22 protein-coding genes and 7 pseudogenes are annotated in these 24,370 nt (G+C 38.5%); 17 read left to right on the top strand and 12 right to left on the bottom strand.

Going from position 1 to position 24,370, the window contains the following annotated elements; genetic code table 11:
- Window positions 1-176: 176 nt before the first annotated feature.
- Window positions 177-1,520 (top strand): FAD-binding oxidoreductase, encoded by a 1,344-nt coding sequence (locus tag KY305_RS17385; RefSeq protein WP_223063606.1) that lies wholly within the window; start codon window positions 177-179, stop codon window positions 1,518-1,520.
- Window positions 1,521-1,684: 164 nt separating this feature from the next.
- On the opposite strand, the pseudogene KY305_RS17380 reads toward KY305_RS17385, so the two are convergent.
- Both KY305_RS17380 and namA read right to left on the bottom strand, forming a co-directional pair.
- A pseudogene (locus tag KY305_RS17380) lies at window positions 1,685-1,831 on the bottom strand (hypothetical protein); the annotation flags it as partial.
- A gap of 337 nt (window positions 1,832-2,168) precedes the next feature.
- On the bottom strand, window positions 2,169-3,197 hold the full coding sequence (namA, locus tag KY305_RS17375; protein ID WP_223063655.1) for an NADPH dehydrogenase NamA: 1,029 nt from the start codon (window positions 3,195-3,197) through the stop codon (window positions 2,169-2,171).
- A 149-nt stretch (window positions 3,198-3,346) separates the two neighbouring features.
- Here namA and KY305_RS17370 point away from each other — a divergent pair, with 149 nt between their 5' ends.
- Window positions 3,347-3,685, top strand: a complete 339-nt coding sequence (locus tag KY305_RS17370) for a winged helix-turn-helix transcriptional regulator (RefSeq protein WP_223063605.1) — start codon at window positions 3,347-3,349, stop codon at window positions 3,683-3,685.
- A gap of 302 nt (window positions 3,686-3,987) precedes the next feature.
- Here the strand turns inward: KY305_RS17370 and KY305_RS17365 are convergent, their stop codons facing one another.
- Entirely contained in the window at window positions 3,988-4,857 is an 870-nt protein-coding gene (locus tag KY305_RS17365; protein WP_223063604.1) for an SDR family oxidoreductase, read from the bottom strand.
- Window positions 4,858-4,993: 136 nt separating this feature from the next.
- Here KY305_RS17365 and KY305_RS17360 point away from each other — a divergent pair, with 136 nt between their 5' ends.
- Window positions 4,994-5,341, top strand: a complete 348-nt coding sequence (locus KY305_RS17360) for a winged helix-turn-helix transcriptional regulator (protein ID WP_223063603.1) — start codon at window positions 4,994-4,996, stop codon at window positions 5,339-5,341.
- Window positions 5,342-6,275: 934 nt separating this feature from the next.
- A complete protein-coding gene (locus KY305_RS17355; protein ID WP_223063602.1) occupies window positions 6,276-6,902 on the top strand; it encodes a LysE family translocator in 627 nt (208 codons plus the stop codon).
- Window positions 6,903-7,017: 115 nt separating this feature from the next.
- Here the strand turns inward: KY305_RS17355 and KY305_RS17350 are convergent, their stop codons facing one another.
- Both KY305_RS17350 and KY305_RS17345 read right to left on the bottom strand, forming a co-directional pair.
- Window positions 7,018-7,263 (bottom strand): hypothetical protein, encoded by a 246-nt coding sequence (locus tag KY305_RS17350; protein ID WP_223063601.1) that lies wholly within the window; start codon window positions 7,261-7,263, stop codon window positions 7,018-7,020.
- Between the two features lie 398 nt (window positions 7,264-7,661).
- Entirely contained in the window at window positions 7,662-8,528 is an 867-nt protein-coding gene (locus tag KY305_RS17345) for a DUF1259 domain-containing protein (protein WP_223063600.1), read from the bottom strand.
- A gap of 112 nt (window positions 8,529-8,640) precedes the next feature.
- Here KY305_RS17345 and KY305_RS20150 point away from each other — a divergent pair.
- Window positions 8,641-8,908 (top strand): annotated as a pseudogene (locus tag KY305_RS20150) (low molecular weight phosphatase family protein).
- Window positions 8,909-9,014: 106 nt separating this feature from the next.
- Window positions 9,015-9,559, top strand: a pseudogene (locus KY305_RS17340) (class D sortase).
- Window positions 9,560-9,627: 68 nt separating this feature from the next.
- Here the strand turns inward: KY305_RS17340 and KY305_RS17335 are convergent.
- Entirely contained in the window at window positions 9,628-10,050 is a 423-nt protein-coding gene (locus tag KY305_RS17335; RefSeq protein WP_223063599.1) for a VOC family protein, read from the bottom strand.
- Between the two features lie 345 nt (window positions 10,051-10,395).
- Between KY305_RS17335 and KY305_RS17330 the strand changes: the two genes are divergently transcribed.
- Window positions 10,396-11,331: a cation diffusion facilitator family transporter gene (locus KY305_RS17330; protein ID WP_223063598.1), complete on the top strand. Its 936-nt coding sequence runs from the start codon at window positions 10,396-10,398 to the stop codon at window positions 11,329-11,331.
- Window positions 11,332-11,413: 82 nt separating this feature from the next.
- Window positions 11,414-11,815 (top strand): annotated as a pseudogene (locus KY305_RS17325) (NAD(P)-binding domain-containing protein); the annotation flags it as partial.
- A gap of 82 nt (window positions 11,816-11,897) precedes the next feature.
- Here KY305_RS17325 and KY305_RS17320 read toward each other — a convergent pair.
- A complete protein-coding gene (locus KY305_RS17320) occupies window positions 11,898-12,437 on the bottom strand; it encodes a DinB family protein (protein WP_262417849.1) in 540 nt (179 codons plus the stop codon).
- A gap of 303 nt (window positions 12,438-12,740) precedes the next feature.
- On the opposite strand from KY305_RS17320, the gene KY305_RS17315 reads away from it, so the two are divergent.
- Together KY305_RS17315 and KY305_RS17310 are read left to right on the top strand one after the other, a co-directional pair.
- Window positions 12,741-13,148: a hypothetical protein gene (locus tag KY305_RS17315; RefSeq protein WP_223063597.1), complete on the top strand. Its 408-nt coding sequence runs from the start codon at window positions 12,741-12,743 to the stop codon at window positions 13,146-13,148.
- A gap of 467 nt (window positions 13,149-13,615) precedes the next feature.
- Window positions 13,616-14,905, top strand: coding sequence for a Na+/H+ antiporter NhaC family protein (locus KY305_RS17310; RefSeq protein ID WP_223063596.1), 1,290 nt, complete (start codon window positions 13,616-13,618; stop codon window positions 14,903-14,905).
- 52 nt (window positions 14,906-14,957) lie between these two features.
- Here the strand turns inward: KY305_RS17310 and KY305_RS17305 are convergent.
- Window positions 14,958-15,083 (bottom strand): annotated as a pseudogene (locus KY305_RS17305) (alpha/beta hydrolase); the annotation flags it as partial.
- Between the two features lie 735 nt (window positions 15,084-15,818).
- On the opposite strand from KY305_RS17305, the gene KY305_RS17300 reads away from it, so the two are divergent.
- The 3 genes and pseudogenes from KY305_RS17300 (at window position 15,819) to KY305_RS17290 (ending at window position 18,059) form a co-directional block, all read left to right on the top strand.
- Window positions 15,819-16,775: a patatin-like phospholipase family protein gene (locus tag KY305_RS17300; RefSeq protein WP_223063595.1), complete on the top strand. Its 957-nt coding sequence runs from the start codon at window positions 15,819-15,821 to the stop codon at window positions 16,773-16,775.
- Between the two features lie 293 nt (window positions 16,776-17,068).
- Window positions 17,069-17,422 (top strand): annotated as a pseudogene (locus KY305_RS17295) (MocR-like pyridoxine biosynthesis transcription factor PdxR); the annotation flags it as partial.
- Between the two features lie 295 nt (window positions 17,423-17,717).
- Window positions 17,718-18,059, top strand: a complete 342-nt coding sequence (locus KY305_RS17290; protein WP_223063594.1) for a YxeA family protein — start codon at window positions 17,718-17,720, stop codon at window positions 18,057-18,059.
- A 200-nt stretch (window positions 18,060-18,259) separates the two neighbouring features.
- Here the strand turns inward: KY305_RS17290 and KY305_RS17285 are convergent, their stop codons facing one another.
- Window positions 18,260-18,898, bottom strand: a complete 639-nt coding sequence (locus KY305_RS17285) for a DUF2306 domain-containing protein (protein WP_223063653.1) — start codon at window positions 18,896-18,898, stop codon at window positions 18,260-18,262.
- Between the two features lie 257 nt (window positions 18,899-19,155).
- Between KY305_RS17285 and KY305_RS17280 the strand changes: the two genes are divergently transcribed.
- A complete protein-coding gene (locus KY305_RS17280; RefSeq protein WP_223063593.1) occupies window positions 19,156-19,341 on the top strand; it encodes a hypothetical protein in 186 nt (61 codons plus the stop codon).
- Between the two features lie 104 nt (window positions 19,342-19,445).
- Here the strand turns inward: KY305_RS17280 and KY305_RS17275 are convergent, their stop codons facing one another.
- Window positions 19,446-20,015, bottom strand: coding sequence for a flavin reductase family protein (locus KY305_RS17275; protein WP_223063652.1), 570 nt, complete (start codon window positions 20,013-20,015; stop codon window positions 19,446-19,448).
- 125 nt (window positions 20,016-20,140) lie between these two features.
- Here KY305_RS17275 and KY305_RS17270 point away from each other — a divergent pair, with 125 nt between their 5' ends.
- Together KY305_RS17270 and KY305_RS17265 are read left to right on the top strand one after the other, a co-directional pair.
- The gene (locus tag KY305_RS17270; RefSeq protein ID WP_223063592.1) at window positions 20,141-20,821 is read left to right on the top strand and encodes an ArsR/SmtB family transcription factor; all 681 of its coding nucleotides are present in this window, start codon (window positions 20,141-20,143) and stop codon (window positions 20,819-20,821) included.
- A gap of 143 nt (window positions 20,822-20,964) precedes the next feature.
- The gene (locus KY305_RS17265; RefSeq protein ID WP_223063591.1) at window positions 20,965-21,537 is read left to right on the top strand and encodes a cysteine hydrolase family protein; all 573 of its coding nucleotides are present in this window, start codon (window positions 20,965-20,967) and stop codon (window positions 21,535-21,537) included.
- A 297-nt stretch (window positions 21,538-21,834) separates the two neighbouring features.
- Here the strand turns inward: KY305_RS17265 and KY305_RS17260 are convergent, their stop codons facing one another.
- Window positions 21,835-22,554, bottom strand: a complete 720-nt coding sequence (locus tag KY305_RS17260) for a gamma-glutamyl-gamma-aminobutyrate hydrolase family protein (RefSeq protein ID WP_223063590.1) — start codon at window positions 22,552-22,554, stop codon at window positions 21,835-21,837.
- 443 nt (window positions 22,555-22,997) lie between these two features.
- Window positions 22,998-23,870: a carboxylesterase gene (locus KY305_RS17255; RefSeq protein WP_223063589.1), complete on the bottom strand. Its 873-nt coding sequence runs from the start codon at window positions 23,868-23,870 to the stop codon at window positions 22,998-23,000.
- Window positions 23,871-24,234: 364 nt separating this feature from the next.
- On the opposite strand from KY305_RS17255, the pseudogene KY305_RS20145 reads away from it, so the two are divergent.
- Window positions 24,235-24,370 (top strand): annotated as a pseudogene (locus KY305_RS20145) (glycine/betaine ABC transporter ATP-binding protein); the annotation flags it as partial.

Here is a 24,370-nt window from a genome sequence, read left to right as displayed (position 1 = left end):
TTATTTCAATGGCACTTCCGCAGTCAGTATTGGACAGCGATAAGAATGATTAATTCTGTAAAAGCTTTGGCCTTAGCGTATATATATTTTTAAGTTAGTAGATGATTCGTCTAAGAATTTGTCCAAACCCTACATATACTAGTATCGGAATCAAATGTTTATTGGGAGTGAAATATATGGGATCAACACAGTTAACAGGGCATGTAATCTTCAAAGGGGACCCCGGCTATACACAGGCAATTAAGAATTGGAACCCTTATGTTGATGTTTGTCCTCTAGTCTTTGTTTTTGCACAAAATTCATACGATGTAAGTAATGCTATTAAATGGGCTCGTGAGAATAATGTGCCCTTGCGTGTCAGAAGTGGCCGCCATGCTCTAGATAAGAACCTTTCAGTAGTAAGTGGAGGAATCGTTATTGATGTGAGTGACATGAATAAAGTTTTCTTAGATGAAAAAAACGCGATTGCAACCGTTCAAACTGGCATTCACGTCGGCCCGCTTGTAAAAGGATTAGCTCGAGAAGGTTTTATGGCTCCGTTTGGAGATAGCCCAACAGTTGGAATCGGAGGAATTACGATGGGCGGCGGATTTGGAGTACTCTCCCGATCGATTGGCCTTATAAGTGATAACCTTCTCGCACTGAAAATGGTAGATGCAAAAGGCAGGATTATTCATGCAAATCATTCTTGCAATGAGGATTTACTATGGGCTTCTAGAGGTGGCGGCGGAGGTAATTTTGGATATAACACTCAATATACTTTCAAAGTTCGTAGTGCCCCTAAAACTGCAACCGTCTTCAATATTATTTGGCCGTGGGAACAATTAGAAACGGTATTTAAAGCTTGGCAAAAATGGGCGCCGTTTGTAGATGAACGATTAGGATGCTACCTTGAGATTTACAGCAAAGTAAATGGTTTGTGTCATGCAGAAGGAATTTTCCTCGGTTCAAAGACTGAGCTGATTAAATTATTAAAACCTTTATTAAATGCTGGGACTCCAACACGAACAGATATCAAAACATTATACTATCCAGATGCTATAGATTTCTTAGACCCTGATGAACCCATCCCTGGCAGAAATGATCAGAGTGTTAAATTCTCCTCGGCCTGGGGACATGATCTTTGGCCTGATGAACCCATTTCAATCATGAGAAAATTTTTGGAAGAGGCCACTGGAACAGACTCCAATTTCTTTTTTATAAATTGGGGCGGTGCTATAAGCCGAGTACCTAAAGACGAAACAGCCTTTTTTTGGCGCCATCCATTGTTTTATACAGAATGGACGGCTAGTTGGAAAAATAAATCACAAGAAGCTTCAAATCTTGCATCAGTTGAAAGAGTGCGTCAGCTGATGAAACCATATGTAGCAGGTTCATATGTTAATGTTCCAGACCAGAATATTGAAAATTTCGGAAAAGAATATTATGGCGCAAACTTTGCAAGGCTTCGAAAAATAAAGGCGAAATATGATCCCGAAAATTTATTTTGTTTTCCACAAAGCATACCACCATCTCGTTAAATGGTTTATTCATTTTATAAAACAAAATAAACACCTGAGTTTTGAACTGTATCCTAAACATCATCTTGATTGCCATCCTTCGGCTGCTGCCCCTGTCAAGTTGACAGTGAAATAATAAAACAAGTTTAGAAGGCTTTATCCCTAATATCGAGGAAAGAGGCCTGCCATTGATCAGTGACACCAATATGGTCGTGATAAAGTGCCTTGCCAGAGAACTCACTGTCATCCAGATCAGCAATAGCCGTACATGCTTTTCTTAGCTTTATCATTTTATTTTTCAATTCTTTATAATCTTTTGCTTCAACCACAATTCATACAAACGTATAGAAATGATAAAAGTGAAGTAAGAAATTGTAATGAAAATAAGCTTTCATTACAAGTGATATGGATTTACAATATTGAGGACCTTTCTGAAACACACCAGAAAATTTAGGTGTGTTTTTATTTATGCCCCATGACGTGTCACCAACAAATCATTATTGCACAAAAAGGAGGCTAGCTAATTGGGGGCTTCTTAATGCCGTCAATTCCATGCAAGTAATATTATTGGAAATGACAGTGAATAAATTATTTAAATATAATAATTTTAGTAATTATAATTTTATTAAAAGAAAAAGAGCAAACCTATTAGGTTGCTCTTATAAAATATTATATCCATACTGAACCATGGCGAGTATATTGCACTGGTGTTTCAATTTGTTCATTTAATTCTTCTGCTGCTTCTCTTGGCCAGAATGGCTTCTTTAATAATTCTCTCCCGATAAATATTAGATCAGCTCGATTATTTGTAAGAATTTCTTCTGCTTGTGTGCCTGTTGTAATAAGTCCGACGGCTCCTGTAGCTATTCCAACTTCATTTTTTATTTTCTCAGCAGCTGGAACTTGATAATTTGGGTATGACTCGACTGATACTGGGGCAATGCCTCCTGAACTACAATCAATCAAATCCACTCCCTGTTCTTTCAGGCGTTTTCCAAAATAAATAAATGTGTCTGGAGTGTTTCCGCCTTCTTTATAGTCAGTACTAGAAATACGAACAAAAAGCGGTCCTTTCCATTCTTTCTTCACTTCATTTATGATTTCCTCTAAAATTTGATAACGTTTTTCTTTACTGCCTCCATATTCATCTTTACGTTTGTTGGAAAGAGGAGAAAGAAACTCATTTAATAAGTAACCATGGGCGGTATGAATTTCAAGAACATCAAAATTAGCTTCCCGTACCCGACGTGCAGCGTTTCTAAAGGCTTGAATCACTTGTTTTATACCATCCCTACTCATTTCTAAAGGAATTTTTGAATTTTTATCAAATGGTATTGCAGAAGGAGCAATAGGCTTTACACCTTCTAGGTTACAATTGCGACCTGAGTGTGAAATTTGAGCACCAACTTTTGCACCGAAAGAGTGAAGCAGGCTGGTTAGCTCTTTCAATCCTTGTATTTGAGAGTCATCCCAAATGCCTAAATCGCCCATGGCTATTCTTCCATTTGCAGTTACAGCAAGTGATTCAGTCATAATTAAACCTACTTGTCCCAAAGCTCTGCTAGCGTAGTGTACTCTATGAAAATCAGAAACTTTGCCTTCTTCATTTGCTGAGTACATACACATTGGAGACATAACAATACGGTTTTTAAGTTTCATATCCTTAATATAGAATGGAGAAAAAAGCTTTGAACCCATATTAGACGCTCCTTTTTTATTCATATTGTTTCTTGCATCTCCTATCATAAATGAATTATATTTTTATGGTAAGAACGCACATTTTTGTGGTATAGAAACAAATTTGTATTATAGTATCAATTTTTATACTTAAGAAAGAGGGGATAAAGATGAGTAATAAAGTCTGTCCGGATAAATCAGCATGTCCTGTTGCTGTAACAGTTAATGTTATAGGAGGTAAGTGGAAAGCGCTTATCTTATACCACCTTCTTTCCGGTCCAAGAAGGTTTAATGAATTAAGAAAACTTCTTCCAGATGCAACACAACGAATGTTAACACTCCAATTAAGAGAATTAGAAGGTGACGGAATTATACATCGTGAAATCTATAAACAGATTCCTCCGAAAGTTGAATATTCTTTAACAAAATTAGGAGAGAGCTTAAAGCCACTAATTTTAGTTATGAGGGATTGGGGTGAAGAATTCGAAAAGACTAAACTTAATATCTGATTTGAAAGGTAATATAGATGTCTTAGAGATTAGTAGAGAAGTAGAATAGTCGAAAGGCTATCCTATTTTTAGTTAATCTAAGATATATGGCTACACTGGTGAGTAGGAAAACCGATGGTGAATAGATACTGGAAACATTTGTGTTGAGGGAGAACAACGTTTCCCCTTTTTTCTTCAACTAACTGGGCAGGTTTGTTTACAAATAAGAAAAACTAGGGAATTGCATCTATCCCTAGTTTTTTGTAAACGTAATAAAAAAGCCGGCCCTATTTAGGATAAATAAGGTCGATTCAGTTCAATTATTAATTTTGGGTAATTCCATTTAAAATTTGAGTAAGTGCCTCTTTGATTGGCGTAGCTGGACGACCAAGAACTTTTTCGAAATCATTACTCTCGAAATCTAATGAGTCTTCTCGAATGCTTCTTTGGATGTCAACAAGTATTGGAATAACGAAATCTTGTATGCCAGCAGCCTTCATAATATCGGTATAAGTAGCATCATCTACTTGTTGAATAGGTACTTCTTTGCCCAGTAAATTCCCAAGGACAGAAACAAATTCTTCCTGAGTCAAAGGCTTACCAGAAAGCTCATAAATGGTATTTTCATGTCCATTTTCAGATAATACTGCAGCTGCTACTTCGGCATAATCTTGTTGTAATGCCCACCCTACTTTTCCATTTCCCGCTGATGTCACCCAAGGAGCTCCTGCTAAGACACTTTGAATGCTTGGAATTTCATTCTCTAAGTACCAATTATTACGCAAGAAGGAAAAAGGAATGCCTGTTTTCTTAATCGCTTCCTCAGTTGCCTTATGCGTTGGTGCGAATAAATTTGTACTTTCTTGTGCATTTGCTACACTGGTATACGCAATAAATTTAACTCCTGCACGCTCTGCTGCAGCTACCGCATTGGCATGCTGACGGATTCTTGTTTCATTGTCTCCATCCGCAGAAATAATTAATAAGCGTTCAATTCCTGCAAAAGCAGAATCCAATGTTTCTGGATAATCAAAATCTCCATGTCGAACTTCTACTCCACGAGCCTGCAAGCCTTTCGCTTTCTCTGGATTACGAACACTGATAGCCAGTTGACTGGCTGGTGCAGTCTTTAATAAAGTCTCTACAACTTTGGTGCCAAATTTTCCTGTTGCTCCTGTTACTAATAATTTCATTATTTATCTCTCCAATCTTTTTGTTTAATTATTAAGCATAATCATATATTATAGTATTAGGCGTTTTTTAAAAAGTAGTCATTTTTTTATAACATAGTCACAAAAATAGCACCATTAAGAAAGAGAGGTATTTATTATGGCACGAAGTTGGTTCGTTGGTGAACCGCCAGAGGAACAAATAGAAGTTTGTCCAGTTACACAAGCTCAAGACATAATTGCAGGAAAATGGAAAATTATTATTCTATGGCATTTAAGCACACAAACAAGAAGATTTAATGAACTTCAAAGGTTGTTACCTAATATTTCAAAAGGAATACTGACACGTCAGTTGAGAGAATTGGAAGATGACCAAATGGTTCACAGAGAAGTCTATAAAGAAGTGCCTCCCAAAGTAGAATACTCGTTAACACCTTTGGGGCAAAGTTTTATTCCTATACTTGATAGTATGGGCGATTGGAGTAAAAAATATTTAAATAGTAAATAAAAAGGTAATTCATCATCAAATAACTAAAAGGTTAAAGTGTTTCGATAAATCTCCATCACAAATGCACAATTAGTTTCATGACACATAATATAAATTTTAAAAAGCCACTTTAAGGTAAGGCAGTGGGGGAGCAAAAGGAGCGGCTTTATCTATTATTAGTTTAAACTAAAGACAATACAAAGGAATTCAACTGAGTTCCTTTTTTTATTTGTCCTTTAGTTACATTATTTTTAAGTTCAGAGTACATATGCAAGTTGATTATGTATATTTGGTTATTCTAACAGACATGACACCAGTGACATATCATTAGCTGTCTGGCAATGAAAAACACTACTCCATTTTTACTCTCAAATTAGAATGAATAATGGTAAACACTCATATTCAAAATAAACAAACGCTGATATTATAGGCTTTTACAACTCATAATACAGTATCTCTTTATTGAGGGCCTAGTGGGTGAATAACCCGCAGAGGTTCAAGTCCTCTCGGCTGCATCAATGATACCAAGGGTTGTATGCCCCTGGTATTTTTTTATGTCCTCTTTTCTTTTCGAAGTGTACTGCCTATCATCGAGCTTATCGGCAGTTTCTTTTTGTTTACTGGGGAGGAGATGATCATAAAGATTGAACGCTTCGGGTTTGTTTTTGAATGCTCGTCAAGAGGGCGCTTAGAAACTATAAATATGTGGTGAAACGAAATGCGTTTGGCTGACAAATTGCCAGCTTTGAAGCTTTTTTTGATTTATTATACATTGCTTCACCAATGATTATTAAAACAGGTAAAGCCATATTTCCTTCAACTGACCTCATAATAAAATGAAAAATTGTCACTTTTTCATGAGGCAGCTTTTGAATATAATGATAACATTCGCATGGATGTAAGCTGATGAGTGGAATAAAAGTTGCGTTTTAAGAAATTCTAGGAGTTGAGAAATATGTTTGGAATTCATGATTTCCCTTTGTTTTTATTATCATCGTTTGTCTTTATAGCTACACCTGGTATAGATGCTATGTTTGTCCTGAGCAGAAGTATCTCAAACGGCAGAGCAAGCGGCTTTGCTGCATCTGCTGGTGTTGCAAGCGGTGCATTTGTACACACAATACTCTCTACTATCGGATTGTCTATTATCTTAGCACAGTCCGTTGTCCTGTTTACTGCTATTAAAATTGTCGGCGGGCTATATTTGATTTACCTTGGTGTTAAAGCTTTTCTGAAAAAAGGTGATGGCATAAGCTTAAAGAATACAGCTAACGAAACGCTTAAAAAACACTATATGCAAGGGGTTATTACAAACATCGCCAACCCTAAAAACATTCTGTTCTATTTATCATTTTTACCTCAGTTTGCGTCAACATCAGGCCAATCAGTGTCATTGTCATTTCTGCTATTAGGGTCTGCCTTCGCTGCTATAGTTTTATTGTGGTACATGTTCGTAACATACTTTTCGACTTTGGCAACAAAAACACTAAAAGATAATAAGAAATTCAATAGTATTCTCAATAAATTCTCAGGAATAGTGTTTATTGGCCTGGGATGCAAATTGATGGTTGGCAATAAATAATTTTAAAATGTAACAAAAGAAGCTGAGGATTGTTTTTAAGATTGACATTAACCAGCTTCTTTTTTACACCCTTTTTTTCAATTTTGGACTGAGTAATCTGGTCCCATAATGCCGCTTAAAAGTTTGCCTCTTCAGAAACCATACTGAGTGTAGGAAACACCTCTTTCAGAGCTAATTGCAGCTGAAATGGTGTTCCCGTAAGGTTTTTTGCTTCTTTCAAGATGATCCTCAATATGATCTTTCCATCCAAAATGACAGGGCGTTGTAACTGGTAATAAGCTTTTACTTTATTGAGGACCTCTGGTATTTTTTTATATCCTTTTTTCTTTTTGAAATTTACTGCTTCACTCGTTATAATCATTCATCCAGCTCACCAGCAGTCTCTTTTTGTTTTTTAGTAGGAAGATCCTTGGCTCACTGTTTGTGCAACCTTCTGTCGTACTTCTCTGGCTGAATGCGAAGCTCGTAAGGCAGCATCCCAAATAGCTGGATTAACTGCTGACTGACTTACAGATAATGCCTGCTGAGTTGAAGAAACCATCGGTCTTAGAAGTCTTTCTGCTCATCTGCAGAAGCCGCATATTGGTGACCGGAGGCTGGAAGCTCTGCAGCGCCTAATGCGGAATAAACATGATAGCTTAAAATAATTAGGGAAAAGGAGAAAAGGTTACCCTTAAATGAAAAAAAGAGCAATTTTTCGAATCGCTCTTTTAACGGTATTAAGGTTAAAACCGACAAAGATATAAATGTTAAAATGTGTTAACCCCGGACTTCTTCAGTGGTAAGCACCCTTAAAGCTTTTCTCACCTTTCTTGCAAAGTCAAGCGGTTTATCGACTGACTCGAAATGTATAAACATAAGGCGCGGTTTATCAAACAGCCAGTGATTATGAACAGCAGTTACGATAATACCATATTCGCGGAGCTTACTAATAAATGGATTGATTTCTTTTTGAAGAATAACAGTTTCTCCGCTGCAAAGAGCGCGGCCATCACTTGTCATCGATTCAAATGTAAACATTTGAGGAATAAGCAGGAATGATCTTCCGGGCCTTCCGAGGACAATTGGTTTAATATTGGTACGAGATTTCATCACTGTACAAATACCATTTTCAAATGTATGCATTGTGCCGCCAAGAATATCATTAAATTCATCACAAAGGCCGGTAGCTTCGATCATTTGATCATCGGTACTTGATTTAGCACGGACACTTTCTGTAATTAAAACTCTCATAGCATCTCTGACTTTTCTTGCAAAGCTGAGCGGTTTATCGATTGATTCGAAATGCATATACATAAGGCGAGGTTTATCAAACAGCCAATGATTATGGACAGCGGTTACTTTAATGCCATGTTCACGAAGCTTACTCATAAACGGGTTAATTTCTTTTTGAAGTATAACTGTTTCGCCCAGACATAAAGCCCTGCCTTCCTGATCCATGCTTTCGAACGAAAATGCTTGGGGAATAAACGTAAATGCTTCAGCTTTTCTTCCCAATACTACTGGATGAATGTTAGTCCGTGATCTTGTAGCCAAACAAACACCATTTACAACACTAGGTGTTGAATGAAGAATCTTGGCAAATTCTCTGCAAAGATTCGATGGATTCATGTCCATGTCTTCCATATAATTTTTCTCCTCCTGAATTCAATTGTTCAACCTATTTTCATGATATTCCCAGGTACTGTAAATGGAGACGGCATTAGTCTAAATTTAAAAAAGATCCTGCCGAAGCCAAATGGCTGAAGAGTGGGCTAAACAGTATGCAGGTGACGAGCGGGAAGTTTATAGAACTGGAATAGAAGCACCTGGATGAAACCCCAATACTGTTAAAGAGATGAAGAAAATAGGTCCGCATTATGCGGTGATGCGGCAGAAAAATGCCCTTTGTAAAAGCAGAAGGAAAGCAAAAAAGGAACACCTTCCGGTTAGTCCGTGATGAAATTGGAGAACGCATAAAACGATGTGATGAAACGGGTGTGGGGGATATCTCGGCTATATTTTAACAGAGGTGGCATTAGTAACATGTGCATAGTGCAGCAGTTTTTCAGTGATTTTATCGCCTAAAAACAGTTCCCGTTTTGCCTGAAATGATGCAAATGAGTGTAATGAATGGCTTCAAATATTAATCATTTACTCATTTTTACAGGTTACGGAGTCTGGAAAGTGATGGACATCAGTCATAGGACTAAGTGAGGCTAAACTTGCACTAAAAAGCCCTTCTGGAAAAAGCCGAGGCTCAAAAAAAGAAGGATGTAAGCCTAAGTTCGGAGAGGCGGTTGGCATTCTGGAGATTCCGAAAATCAACGCAGAGCTTTCGATTGTAGAGGGAACGGATGCGGATGATTTGGAAAAAGGAGTCGGCCACTACAAAGGCAGTTATTATCCGGATGAAAACGGGCAGATTGTGTTATCGGGTCATCGAGATACCGTCTTCCGCCGAAAGGGAGAACTGAAAAAGGTGATCAATTAAAGGTTAAGCTGCCATATGGAAGTTTTTCATATGAAATAGACAAAACAAAAATCGCAGACCAAACAGATACGTCTATCATTACGCTGAGCATAACAAAGAGGAGCTTATTCTTACAACTTGCTATCCCTTTTCATATATCGGTAATGCTCCAAAGCGTTATATCATATATGGAAAGCGGATATGAGAAAATCTAGAATATCAAAGATTAGGCTGACGAAAATTTTCGCCAGCCTTTTTTAGATTGAAATTTGGTTATTCAATTGTATCCCAGTGCGGATTCCAAACTATTTCCCATAAGTGCCCATCGGGGTCTTGGAAGTGACCCGAGTATCCGCCCCAAAAAGTATCATGAGCGGGATCAGTTATAGTTGCTCCTGCCTGTTTTGCCTGTTCCATTACTTTATCGACTTCAGCTTTACTATTAACATTATGTCCTAATGTAAATTCGGCAGGGCTTGGTGCAGTTAAAGTAACTTTTGTTTCATGTGCGATGTCTTTGCGATCCCAAATGGCAAGTTTTAGTCCTGTTTGTAAGTCAAAAAAGGCAACCGCGCCATGTTCAAATTCTTTACCAACTATTCCTTCTGTAGGCAGACCCAGTCCATCTCGATAGAAGTGCAGCGATTTTTCTAGATTATCTACGCCTAAAGTGATTACTGTAATCCGTGGTTTCATAAAAATGTAACCTCCCAAGCTAATGATAAGAAAATTATATCAATCATTGATTAGAAGAGAGATAAGGATTGTCAAATTATTCAGTTTGTTTTTAATGATTCGAAACAATTGTTACGCTGCAGCATAACAAAGAAAAGTTCATTCTTACACTTATATTGGGGAAGATTAAAGGGAACATTGCGAATTTTTATCAAAAATTGACTTTTCAGTAAAGAACATTTATATTCCTATATGAACACATTATCATATAAGGGTATCCCTTGTGTCATGTTAGAATGCTTTATAACAGATAAGAAATAATAAATGCATATGTATCAAGAAACTTTAGTTAAGGAGGAGATTTTTATGGGGCACAATCACACTGAAGGATCCAATAAAAAGGTTTTATTGATCTCTTTTATCATTATTACAGGTTATATGATTATAGAGGCTATAGGCGGATTTTTAACTAATAGTTTAGCGCTTTTGTCAGATGCAGGTCATATGCTAAGTGACTCAATCTCATTAATGGTTGCTCTGATTGCTTTTAAATTGGCTGAAAAAAAGGCAAGTCACAATAAGACATTCGGCTATAAACGATTTGAAATTCTTGCAGCTGTGATAAACGGTGTTGCATTAATTCTTATTTCCCTTTATATCATTTATGAAGCAATCAAGCGTTTCTCTAATCCGCCAGAGGTAGCAACAACCGGCATGCTTATCATTAGTATCATCGGGTTAGTTGTGAATATATTGGTCGCATGGATTATGCTGAATGGTGGAGATACAAAGAATAATCTGAACATAAGAGGAGCTTATTTACATGTGATAAGTGATATGCTCGGATCTGTAGGTGCCATTCTAGCTGCGATACTTATCATCTTCTTTGGGTGGGGCTGGGCAGACCCATTGGCTAGTATCATTGTGGCTCTTCTTGTTCTAAGAAGCGGTTACAATGTGACTAAAGATTCCATTCACGTATTAATGGAAGGAACTCCAGAAAATATTGATGTTACTGACATCATTCATACAATTGAAGAGACAGAGGGAATTCAAAACATTCATGATTTACACATATGGTCTATCACGAGCGGATTGAATGCTCTTTCTTGCCACGCTGTTGTTGACGATCAACTGACCATTTCAGAAAGTGAAAGTATTTTACGCAAAATTGAACATGAGCTTGAGCATAAAGGCATTACGCATGTAACGATTCAAATGGAAACAGCAGCACATAATCACGACAATACGATCCTTTGTCAGGCGAAAATTGAGAAGCCGCGTGACCACCATCATCATTAAATTTTTATAGTGAGGAGATCAGCTTAACGTTTTACGGATTTTGTCTGCTGATAATTAAGATAAAATTGGCGGGGTGATTAATGTGTACGACACTATAGTGATCGAAGCTGGCCAAGCAGGAATTTCAGTGGGATATTATCTAAAGCAGTCGGATCAAAAGTTTATCATTTTGGATAAAAGTAATGAGGTGGGGGAAAGCTGGAAAGAACGGTATGACTCATTAATTTTGTTTACTTCTCGAATGTATAGCTCTTTGCCTGGAATGCATCTTGAAGGAGAAAAGCATGGATTTCCTTCAAAAAATGAAATTGTTGCTTATTTAAAGAAATATGCTGAAAGATTTGAAATTCCAATCCAATTACGGACAGAAGTAATAAGTGTCCTGAAATTAAAGAATCATTTCTTAATAAAAACAGATCGGGAAGAATATCAAACGAAGAATCTTGTAATGGCTACAGGTCCTTTTCATACCGCTAATATACCAAAGTTTATGATATAAGCCTTATCCGCCGCCATTCAATAACTTCAAAATATTGTATATCGGCATTGCTCATCACCTTCTTACCTCAACAATTATAGCCGCTAAGTTTCTGTTTTTCTTCTTCAAACCATTTGTGAAGTTGATTAATATGAGCTTGATGGTATCTATTATGATCTGCCATATGCCATATGCCCCATTGAATGGTTGCTTGTTTTCCAGCTTCATAATCTACTGTATGATTCAGTTGACTGTCAGTTAATTGATAACAAATAGACTTAAACATACTGAATACTTCATCATAATCAGAGAGAATTTGTTTTAATGAAACACCGGAAATGAAAGGAATCTTATTGTTCTTATCTAACATTGGTCCATACTTATCTTCAAGCTGCTTTGGTATCGGCTCACCCTTAATTTTAAATATCCAGTTGAGATCAACATATGCTAAGTGTCTTATTAGCTGAGCTGTACTATTGTATTTTTGATTTGCTCCTTTATAATCGATCTCCTCCTGTGACATGTCTGATACAATGGATTTTAAGCGACTGTAATTTTCATTAACGGCAGAATACAGCATCCCCACAAGATGGTCCATGTTGGTTTCACCTTTTAAATCTAAAATCATTAACTCCACCTCATTATCACAATTTTATAAAAGCTTTTACTTTGCGGTAATTTTAGTTTGCCTTATTACTTTTATTTGTCAAGTAATGAAGAGATTGGAGTCTGAAATAAAAAAAGTAAATTTATTTTAGTGATTATCCTATCTGTTGATCTATTAGTCTTTTTAAGTTGGTTGAAATAGCAGGAGCGATAATGGCAGATCCACCAAACCGGTTTGACTTCATATTATTTCATTTGATAACATAAAATGGTTATCGAAAATAAAAAAGCAGAATACCCGTTTTTATAAAAAAGGAGTATAACGTTGTTGAAAAGGTTTTTTCTTGTTTTTCTTACGCTGATGATGTCAATATTTGTTTTATTCACGGCTGCTGAAGAGTCTCCCGGCGAAAATGTTATTTCATTTGACGAGCCTATGATTTTATTGATATCACTTGGAATCATTTTATGTTTATTCATCCCTCCATTAGTCATGTCCTTTTTTGGCCGCTTGATTGTGAGAATCATATCGGGAGTCTATCAATGTTTTATCGTTCTCACTTTTGCGGGGCTCATTCCAATTGGATTTCTTATTCCCAATGGCTTTTTGACAATCCTTGTTTCCATTGCGGGAACTTTGGTCAGCTTAGCCAGTGTTGCGGTCACCTTATTCGTTGGCAGGACAGAGAACACAAGGAAAATAAGAAATGATACTGAAAATAACCTTTCGTAAAGCGGTCATGCGGTTTGACAACAATAACCGCGTCCCCAAAACACCAAGTGTCACCGACCTTGGTGTTTTTTTAATTCCGGCGGCACGCCATTTCGAAGTAGCCTGATTCCTTAATAAAAAGAGCGGCAGAAAAGAAGGGATAATGGGCGGGGCAGGGGTGTCAGCCCATGAAAATAACCAGAGAGAAATTAGAAAATCAGCAAATTTGGATCTATGGTGTGTCTCTTGTTAAATGTACCAAGGGAAACGGAGCTTTGGTTTTTTTATTTTCTTCAGAATTGCTTTGTTTCCTTATGATAAAGAATGTGAGGGAACCATAAAGAGAAATCAAAACAGCTTTTTCTATCTTATCAATCTTGATTTATCCTTTTTTCAGCTTGACTTTTTTACTGCAGACTTTTAAAGTGTGAAATGTTGCTTAGACTGTGATTAGCGACTTTAATGCTGAAAAGAGGTGGTTTACCCAGATGAACAATAATAAGAATCCTTGGGCGTTATTGCCATTAGTCTTATTCGTAGGGCTTTTTGTCGGCTCTGGTCTGGTGACCGGAGATTTTTATAAATTGCCGATCTTGATTGCAGCGATCATAGCATCAGCTTTTGCGCTGTTATTTAACCGGAAGAAATCGCTCAATCAAAAAATAGAATGGTTTGCTTCCGGAGCGGGACATCCTGATATTATCATTATGGTTATGATTTTTATATTGGCAGGTGCCTTTTCTTCAGCGGCTGAGGCGATGGGAGCGGTGCACTCAACTGTCAATCTTGCTTTAAGCATTATTCCGCAGCAGTTTTTGCTGCCGGGGCTGTTCATCATTGCTTGTTTCATTTCTATATCAATGGGAACATCAATGGGGACAATTGCGGCGGTTGCGCCGATCAGCGCCGGTTTGAGCGGAGAGCTTGGCATTTCCAGCGCGATTCCGATTGCTGCCGTGGTTGGCGGAGCTATGTTTGGAGATAATCTTTCTTTTATTTCCGACACGACCATTGCGGCAGTCCGAACGCAAAAAACACAAATGATGGATAAATTTAAAACGAACTTTCTGATTGTTTTGCCCGCTGCTATTGTAACTGTTATTATATTGTTTTTTATTTCGGCAGGCCATGCAGGCCATACGGGTGCTGAATCTTACAGCTGGATCAAAGTGCTCCCTTATGTCGCCGTGTTGGTCTTCGCGTTACTCGGTTTTAATGTGATGGCTGTCATTTTCGGCGGATTGGTTTTAACGGGAATCATAGGATTAGCGGGCGGCAGCCTGACGTTTGATTCTTATTTTAAGGCGATTACGGATGGAATTGCCGGAATGTCCGATCTGATCATCCTGTCCATGCTGATCGGCGGAATGGTCGGCGTTATGAAACAAAACGGCGGGATCGACTTTTTACTGGAGTTCATTACGAAACGAATCCGTTCGAAAAAAGGTGCTGAAGCCGGCATTGCCGGACTGGTCAGCGTTACGAACCTGGCTGCGGCCAATAATACGATCTCCATTATCGCAGCCGGGCCGATTGCAAAAAATATTGCTGATGAATTTAATATCGACAATAGAAAATCGGCAAGTATTTTAGATATCTTTTCGTGCATGATACAAGGACTGATCCCTTACGGCGCGCAGCTGTTATCGGCCGGGAAATTCGGGAATATTTCACCCGTCAGCATCCTGCCATACTCTTTCTACCCCGTTTTAATCGGGATCTGCGGCATTATCGCTATTATGTTTGGACTGCCGAAGTTTACAAGAAATACGAAATAAGAGATAAAAAAAGGCGCCGTTCGGTGCCTTTTTTGCATCATTCATGCTCCGTTCATGTTTTATTTTCATAAACAATAGGCAAAGAAGTAAATCCTTCATTTTCTAAGAAATGACCCCCGTGTTGGACTTCATAAAACGCAGCGTCAATTTGTTGTGCCAGATCCTTGCTCCATGCAAATCCTTCTTTTTTTATGTATCATATCAAAAATGAATCAGGATTAGCTGAAAATTGCTAGAAATAGATGTCTAACTATGTCCTGACCGTTCTTTTATGGAATGAGTAATCCTCACTAAGCGGCATGTGAGTGTCTTAAAGTATTACTGGACGCCATATCCGCCATATCTAAAGAGATTGGGCGGTATTTAATGACATTCGATTTATTTGAAACTGATATGAAGTTTCATCTAAAAACGTTCTCAAATATGGTCAGCCATCTTCTCATCAAGCAGGGCCATGTGGTAATAATATTAAATTCCATAATCCAACGGGATACAGCTGGGTAAAGAAATAAATAAACATGCCGGCCATTATTTCTAGCTTCTGGCGGTTTTATGCCATGCGAATTTTGTGATGCCTTTCTGACATGTGATAAACAAACATTGAAAATGATAGGCTATAAAAACAAATGCTGAGGGTGCTGCTCCTCAGCATTTGTTTTATAGGATTGGCAATTAATTCACGTATTAATATTTTGTAAATTCAGCTTGGTTTGTTCGGCTTCCAAGGATGGTACCAGCCTTTTCCTTCACATTATGGTGTAAAGATGACATGGACAGAATTCGGCGTTTTTAAAGTAAAAGAAGCAGAAGAAACAATTCATCTTTAAAATATGTCAAAGTGTACACAACAGACACAAGCTCAGCATATATTGAATGATACTTGTGTTCAGTTTTAGAAAGGAGAAAAAAGACTTTGACAACATATCGGATCATGACCTTTGACGGAGGCGGTACCTTAGGGGCTTTAAGTTTACAACTTATAAACAGATTGTCTCGACTAACACCAGACTTAATTAGACGAACCGATGTTTTCTCGGGAAGTTCAATCGGTTCATTTATTGCCCTTGCGTTAGCAAGCGGAAGATCGCCGAAGGAGACCCTCGAGTATTTTAAGGAAAAAATCCTGCCGGCATACAGCGTTTCCCGGCCGGGAGGACCTGTTTTTAATCAGCAATTGCCATATTCCGGTTTTATTGAAGCGGTAGAATCATTTTTTCCATCAGGTCTTCGTCTTAAAAACTTTAGAAAACGAATTGTTGTTCCTGCATTTCATTTATACTCACCGGAGCTGAATCGCTGGACTCCTGTGTTATTCCACAATTATCCTGGCTCTCCCTATTTAAATGAAAAAGCGAGTGATGTCATCCTGCGCAGCAGCGGTGCTCCCGCGACGCAGCGAGCCTATCAAAACTACGTGGATGGGTACGTAGTGGCAACTAACCCTAGTACAGCCAGTATCGCGTTTGCTGTGGGTAAAGCCAACCAGCCGCTGGATCAAATTGCAGTATTATCCATTGGAACGGGTGAAACCCCGACTCAGTTAAGAAGAGATACGAAGGGATGGGGAATGGTGAGTTCAGATAACATACGCCCCGAAAATCTGGAGGATCTTCCTCCGAATTGGGGAGTCCTTTTCGATCGATCGCCCAATGAGCCGTTACTGCCGTTTCTTTCGATTGTCGCTGGCGGAAATGGTTACTATGAATCCATGGTCAGTTCTCAACTTCTGGGAGATCGGTTTTTCCGTTTAGATCCACGGATTCCTAACTTCTCCAAAACGGACCCTTCTGTGGTTCCTGCTGTCATATCAATTGCTAACAAAACCGATTTACAACCTGCAATTCAATTTATAGAGAAAAACTGGAGCTGACAAAATAATCAATAAATCCCCTATTTCTGAAAACTGTAAGAGTAAATTGTTCGTTCTTTTATATCTAATCCAGGCGACGCATCAGTTGTAAGACTTGACCTTTGCATCAACAGACCTTCTTTCCATCAGGCGAATATTGCGGGAACGAGTGATGAAGCAATTCTAAAAATGATAAACGGGCCCGGATCATGATACTATTTCTGTTCCGACCCGTTTTTTTTTCGTTACTTTGCGAAGCGCCGTGCGGCTGCCACGCACGCTATAACGGCGACATTCACTGCGACAAGTGTCCAGCTCTTGCTGAATTTATAAAAAATGGAGATTGGCAAAAACATATCAACAGAATGAGAAAGCTGTACCGAAAAAAAAGATCCATATTATTAGAGGCTGTACAAAGCGAATTAGGGAAGTATGTCAGGATTCGCGGAGAAAACTCCGGGCTCCGTATCTTACTTGACGTTTTCTTGCCATTTAGTGAAAAAGAGCTGATTGAGAAGGCAAAGGAACAAGGCGTGAAGATTTATCCTGTTTCTCTTTCTTATAAAAAACAGCCTCCTGCAAAAGCCGTATCACTTGGATTCGCAGGGGTTTCTGAAGACAACATACGAATAGGCATTAAAAAACTGAAAGCTGCCTGGGCGATATAAGGTATAAGAGAAAGGGGAATCTAAATTTTGGAAGAGGGAATGCGCTTATCCAGATTGGGCTTACCGGGGGAATAATTGACAGGGTATCAAGAAAAACACCGGATTATGAAGAAGTAAAAGGAAACTTTAGAAGCGAATCCAGTGATTAGCGGATTGTGAAAAGCGCACCTGAAAAGGCGGGCTTTTTTTGATATCAGGACAATTCTTACGAAAAAGTAAGTCGAGTGTAAGATAGCCGCATTTATTCGATATACGGTGTCCATTAAAATAAGAAATATAAAAGGAGTGATGAAGAATGAAAAATATGAGAGTTTTCATTTTAATAGCAGGCTGCTTATCGGTTTTCATATTAGGAGGGTGTGCTGATCGCGGTGCCGTACTGGAAAGCGATTATTACGTCCAAATTCATGGAAAGGCGGAAAAAAACGAAACTAAAAACAATTACGTTTATAATGTAGAAGGTTATAATGAAAAAGGAAAGAAAAAGACGGTCTCTTTCTTTGTTGAAAAGCCTTATCAAGAAGGAGACATTGTACGTGTGCCGAGGAGCTATGATGGATATACCGGAGAACCTGAAGCTATTAAATCCGATAAACTGCCGGAAAAGATCAAAGACCGATTTAACCTGGAGAAATAACAGCGAAATGTTGGTAACGTTATGCAATGAGCAGACTCTCGTCTGCTCATTTTTTGTATAGCACCGATTGTAGGAAAAGTTACACATGAAATACTGTTTCTGTAAACGTGTTTGCGCTCTCAAAGATGCGATAAGTCAAAATAAACAAAAACATAAAGTAAAAGAAGCAGAAGAAACAATTCGCCTGTATTGAAGGGGGATCAAATAATCCCTCTATTTTTAGCAAGAGGTGCTTGCAGGTTGTACGGCTGCTTTCTAAATCGAATGATGAGTTCTGCGATGACAAGGTTAAGAACAATGGCTCCATAAACACCAATCGTGTAACTAATATCATGGATCAATCCGAATCCCTTATTGCAGGCTGAGGTAATCAAATGAATAAATAGATTAGTAAAGCAGAATAAATAACTTCTGATGATCCATTCTTGATGCTTGCTGTATTGCTTTCGTCTGGCTTTGAATATTGCAGTAACCGTCATCGCAGGCCAAATGATATTCACGATATTAAAGGCTATGCTTACACTTCTTCCGCCGGTTGAGTACGGAGCCATATATCCTGATGTAAGTGTCACGATAAGTACCGAAATGAAATAGAAATATCCATTCAGTTTGTGTACCTTAGGTATACCTGTCAACATTCTTCTTGAGAAGTTAACAGCCCCGGTGAACATAGCCAAACACGCAAAAATGACGTGCACATACATGACATTTAACCAAAGCGGCAGGTTAAATGATTCACGCAGCACAGTTTTATGGCTCAGAAAAGACGTTGATTTTGGATCCTTTATCAAATTCAAATACACAGTGTAAAAAATATATACTAAGATAAAAATGAGAATGGCTGTGTACAAGTGCTTCGCTTTAGAAGCAAGAAACTTACTCTGTTTCAGTTTGCTTTCCTCCTTTAGCTTGCGGTGCAAATGCAATCACGGCAAGGTCAGAACAGACAATATTTAAGACCGAACCATCCGGTCTCTTTTTTAGTATACATCAGCTGTGCGAATAATCTTTGTGCAAAATTTGAACTTTGCGAAAGGAAAGGTGTTATGGAGTCTGCAGCCGCAGAGAGTAAAAAACGGCGCGGCAGAAAGTATACTTGCCATATGCGACCGTTCATTCAAACGCCGATAAAAAGCGGGTGTCCATTATTAAATACGCTGTTGAAAGCGATCATTCCTATCCGGTGCCGCATGATCGTGTGCTTGAAGCTTATAAAGAAATGTCCTGCTATGTTAAATCAATATTAGATGAAGGAGCAGCCAACGGTGAATTTACATATTAAAATGCTGATTCAATCTGAGATGAACCGAAAATAAACATACCAAATGATATTGGTATGTTTTATTTTTATACTGATGATGCGCCGCCAAGGTTAATGAATCATCATCACGTCTCTGAGCGAAATGTTTTTCCTACTTGTTTTCCTAAATCAAAATAATGTCTGAAATTATAAATAAGCGGACTCCATTTTAAAGGGTCAATATGGTTTTCGTTCAATATGATGCTTTCCTCGGCATGAAAATGTATCACTTGTGTTTCTACAATCGCAAATGATGTTTCATATTCTGGAATCCGAATATGTTTCACTTCTGCTTCAATTTGGATAGGGCATTCTTTAATGCGTGTTGGTAAAACTGTTACCGAATCTAATGGTGTTAGCCCTGCTGCCTCGTATTTTTCTTTTTTGTAAGTAAACCCGATCTGTTTCTTCAAAAGCGGTATATCCTTTTTCCCGCTATAAGATGAAATTCTTTCAACGTTCTCCCATAAATCCGGGCTGGGTAAGTTTATGACACATTCCTTGTGCCTTTCTAGATTTTCAATGGCTTTTCCTCCCAGTCCTACTCCAAGGACAATACAGTTTCCGAGAGCCCACGAAGAAGACATAGGGCTAATATTGGTGGTGCCATCCTCATTCAAAGTGTTAAGAAGTAATGTTGAAGTACCGTAATACATAATTTTTGGTTTAATTTCTTTAAAATGATTGTCCAACGCTTATGCCTCCTTATCATCATTCAATTTTTATTGTAAAGGTTTAACATTTCAATTATCATCGAAATATGAATGTAAGGAGGACAAGCATGAATCCTAATATTGCAAAAACAGTTTCGCTGCTATCTGATCCCGCGCGTTCTTCCATTCTTCTCACCCTAATGGATGGAAGAATACACCCTGCAGGCGAGCTTGCATATCTCGCTAACATTAAACCTCAAACTGCAAGTTTTCATCTGCATAAATTGCTTGAAGCAAAGCTAATCAGTGCAGAGAAGCATGGAAGACATCGGTATTATAAATTATCTGACGCCGATACTGCAAAAGTGATCGAACAATTGCTTCATATTTCGCCTGATTCTCAAGTGAGATCATTAAAGGATTCAAGAGAAAAAAGCGACTTGCATTTTGCCCGCACCTGTTATGATCATTTAGCCGGTTTTATCGGCGTGCAAGTTGCAAATTCAATGATCGAGCAAGGTCTTTTAAAAAAAGCCGGCTTAAACTTTGAGGTCACTTCCGAAGGGGTTCTTTTTTTAAAGAATTTTGGTATTAACGAAGAACAACAAAGAAATAAGAGAAGAGCATTTGCGCGCTGCTGCTTAGATTGGAGTGAGCGTACACATCATATTGCCGGGGCATTGGGGAATGCGTTATTAGTAAGAATGCTGGAACAGGAATGGATAGTTCGTAAGCCTAAAACAAGAGCTGTCAAGATTACACAAAGCGGAAGAGCTGCATTTGAGAAATACTTCAACATTAATATTTGAAGAAACAAAACGATGAATAGGAAAGACAATGGAATAGTTCAACACACAGACCTAAAGCATATCGATTGCCATCGTTTATTGTTTAATCAACGCCCGTTATAATCAGATATAAGGTTTTATGCATTTCATAATAGGAGGAAATCATGGATCATAAAAATAAAGCTTTAATTTTAGTAGATATCCAAAAAGCATTCGATGATAAAAAATGGGGAGAGCGAAATAATCTTAACGCTGAGGAAAACACGTCTAAGATCCTTCAATTGTGGAGGGAAAAAGGGTTTACAGTCATCTATATAAAGCACAAGTCAGACAACCCCCGTTCGGTATTCCATCCGGACAATGAGGGATATGCTGTAAAAGACATAGTAAAGCCTATTGAAGGAGAAGTAATAATAACAAAGAAAGTGAACAGCAGCTTTATTGGTACTAATCTGGAAGAATTTCTAAAAGAGAATAAAATCGAAACAGTTATCATAACAGGCTTGACTACACCTCATTGTGTCTCAACAACTGCAAGAATGAGTGCGAATTTAGGTTTCAACACATATCTGGTTTCAGATGCTGCGGCAGCTTTTGGGATGAAAGACCAAAACGGTACATATTATGATGCGGAAACGATACACAATATATCTTTAGCGACATTACACGATGAATTTGCAACAATACTTACAACAGAACAGCTGCTTAGTTATTTTCATTATTACAAACAGCGTTAGCCCAAGCCGTTGGGGAAGCTAACGTTGACGCCGCTATGTCTATGAATACAACCGTTTGGAATATCGCTATTGCCGGCGGCGGGATTTTTGGGGGAATTCTTCTTGATCACGCTGGCAGCCGATCCTTTCCTGTCATCATGTTTTTATTAATCTTTGCAGCTTTAATGATTGCGAACAAGGGCTGTCCCAAAAGTTCATCTGGTTCTCACTGAAGAAACATACCAAATCATGTTGGTATGTTTTTTTATTTTCATCTTATTATTTTCTCTTACATCCCTGTTTGCAAACAGATACAGCTCAGTTACAACGTTCAATAAACAGAGAAAAAAGCTTCTTCATATCATCATGTTTCTTTGTGAGCATTTCCGGATGCCATTGTACACCGACGACAAATAAATCACCTTGTCGTTCTATTCCCTCGATGACCCCGTCTTTTGCATAAGCTGTTGCTTTAAATGACGGAGCGACGTCTTTTATGATTTGATGATGGAACGAATTAACCATTGCTGAATCTCCAAACAAAGAGTGAAGGTGAGAACCGGCTTCAAAAGAGACGCAATGGGTTTTTAAAGACGGCTCTTTCTCCTGGTTATGCTTAATATATGCAAAAGAAGCATATGTCAAATCCTGATATAAACTGCCGCCGAATGTGACATTTAATATTTGCACTCCGCGGCAAATAGCTAAGATTGGCTTATTTAATGCAATAGCTGTTTTTATCAATTGCTGTTCGTACGTATCCCGATCCGGAAACGTTCCGCCTAATGCCTGTAATGGTTCTTCCCCGTATAATTGCGGATTCACATCTTGGCCGCCTGACAAGATCACGCCATCCAGCCGGGAAATCTGCTGCTCCAGCAGGTCCGGCTGCTTAATAACCGGTAATATAAACGGCACACCGCCGGCTTCTGCCACAGACTGAACATAGTCATTATTTACATAAGCCCGATCATAACCCGGAAAAGGACCGGATTGATCAATCTTGATATTTCCTGTTATTCCAATCAATTGGGGCATCCTTCGTGCACCTGAGCCTTTCTTTGGTGTATATTTGTTTCGTACTATTTCAGGCAGTTCTCATGAACATAGATTTTACATATGTCTTTCAAATTATTCTTGATTTATCAATAGCTGCTATCCCCGCTGAGCCTTGCTATCGCAATAGGACATACAGTAAACATATCGATAAAGAACCATTGCTGCTGACAATGTATCAGGCTAAATAAAAAGGACCAAGCCAATGCCTTTTTCCGACAGAGAAAGGGAAAAAGGTTTAGCCGTTATTAAGAAGAGAAAGTGAATATTCAGAGAAGGTTGACTTGACTGATTTTACATCTGAAGAAAAAGATTAAAGATCTTTTAGAACATGCCAACGATGCTGGGAAGTTTTTGATTCATACAGCTTTAATCGGCCTCTTCCACAGGAAAAAAGCACCCAGTGACCCGGGTGCATCCTTCACCTATGACCCTAAAAAACGCAATACGCGTTCATTGACGTATTCAGGCTGTTCCATCGATAAGACATGGCCGGCATGTTTGATGATCTCCGTTTCAATATCAGGAACTAATGCCAAAGCGCGTTGTAAGGCTGATAGCGGGTCATAAATGACTTCATGTTCACCCAGTAATAAAAGAACAGGGACTTTTACGGATTGTAATTCGTCATCGGTAAAAACATACGGAAATCCGTCAGCGTTAGGCTTTTGAATTCTTGATTCATCATGCCACATTACTCCGGCATGAAACTGCTTCAAAAACTTCGGATGCAACTCAACACGATCTGCCATCATCCACTTTAAAAAATTCTCAACTCCATTTGGCTCCGGGAGACGCAGAGCGTATGTATAGAAATCATGATGAAAGGGGATAAACGTTTCAGCGGGACTCAGGATAACTGCGTCTTCCACTCTTTCTGACGCACGTAAAATAAAATTCATGGTATGAAGCCCGCCAAGCGAAAGTCCGATCATGTGCGCCTTGTCGATCTCCAGAGTGTCAAAAACATCGAGAAGCCAATCAGCGTAACCCGCTCTCGTGCCGCAAAAATCGGCAGGAATACTTTTGTTCTTATCACCTATAATGTCGATTGCAAATGTCCGATAATTGCTGCTCCAATCCGCAATATTTGGATACCACATCACGGAGCTGAATAATGCCCCATGAAGTAATACAAGCGGCGGGGCATCCTTGGGGCCGCTTTCGATTATATGCGTTTGACCGAAACGAGTAGGAACGCAGAATGTTTTGCGGGGGACTGGCCAAAGAGCAAGGCTTTCATCATAAGTTTGAAAATAGTGCATGCCGCTTGCACTTAATTCTGAATGGTTAGACATAAAGCTTCCCTCCTGATCAATTCGGTGGCGGTACATGAACATAGCCTGTTATTTTATGTAACAGGCTATGTTTATAATGTAATACAGTTTTCATTTATTATCAAATATTCAGAAAAGTAGAAAGATACTCAACTGTAACAGAATGATAGAGTAGATAGAACAGAATATAAACATCCGCCTATTGGAAAATCATAATATTGAAACTATGTATACGTTTGTATACAATTGGCATCAAAATCACATGTGAAAAAGGAGCTATAAGATGAGAAACAAAGAATTTGAGAAAGAGGGACTTCATCGCGGCGAGCGGGCAATTGCTAGCGCAAAAAGGTTTGATCACAGATCATGACAGGGAAGTGACGATATGATTGAATTTAACAATGTATCAAAACAGTACAAAGACGGAACTTATGCTGTGAAATCATTCAATGCAGTGATAAATAAAGGCGAATTCTTTGTCATTATCGGGCCCAGCGGCAGCGGTAAAACGACAACATTGA

Source organism: Bacillus sp. YC2, from assembly GCF_019891195.1.
Taxonomy (GTDB): Bacteria; Bacillota; Bacilli; order Bacillales; family Bacillaceae; genus Bacillus.
Note: the sequence above shows the minus strand (reverse complement) of the source record. Positions and strands in the feature narration are given on the sequence as shown.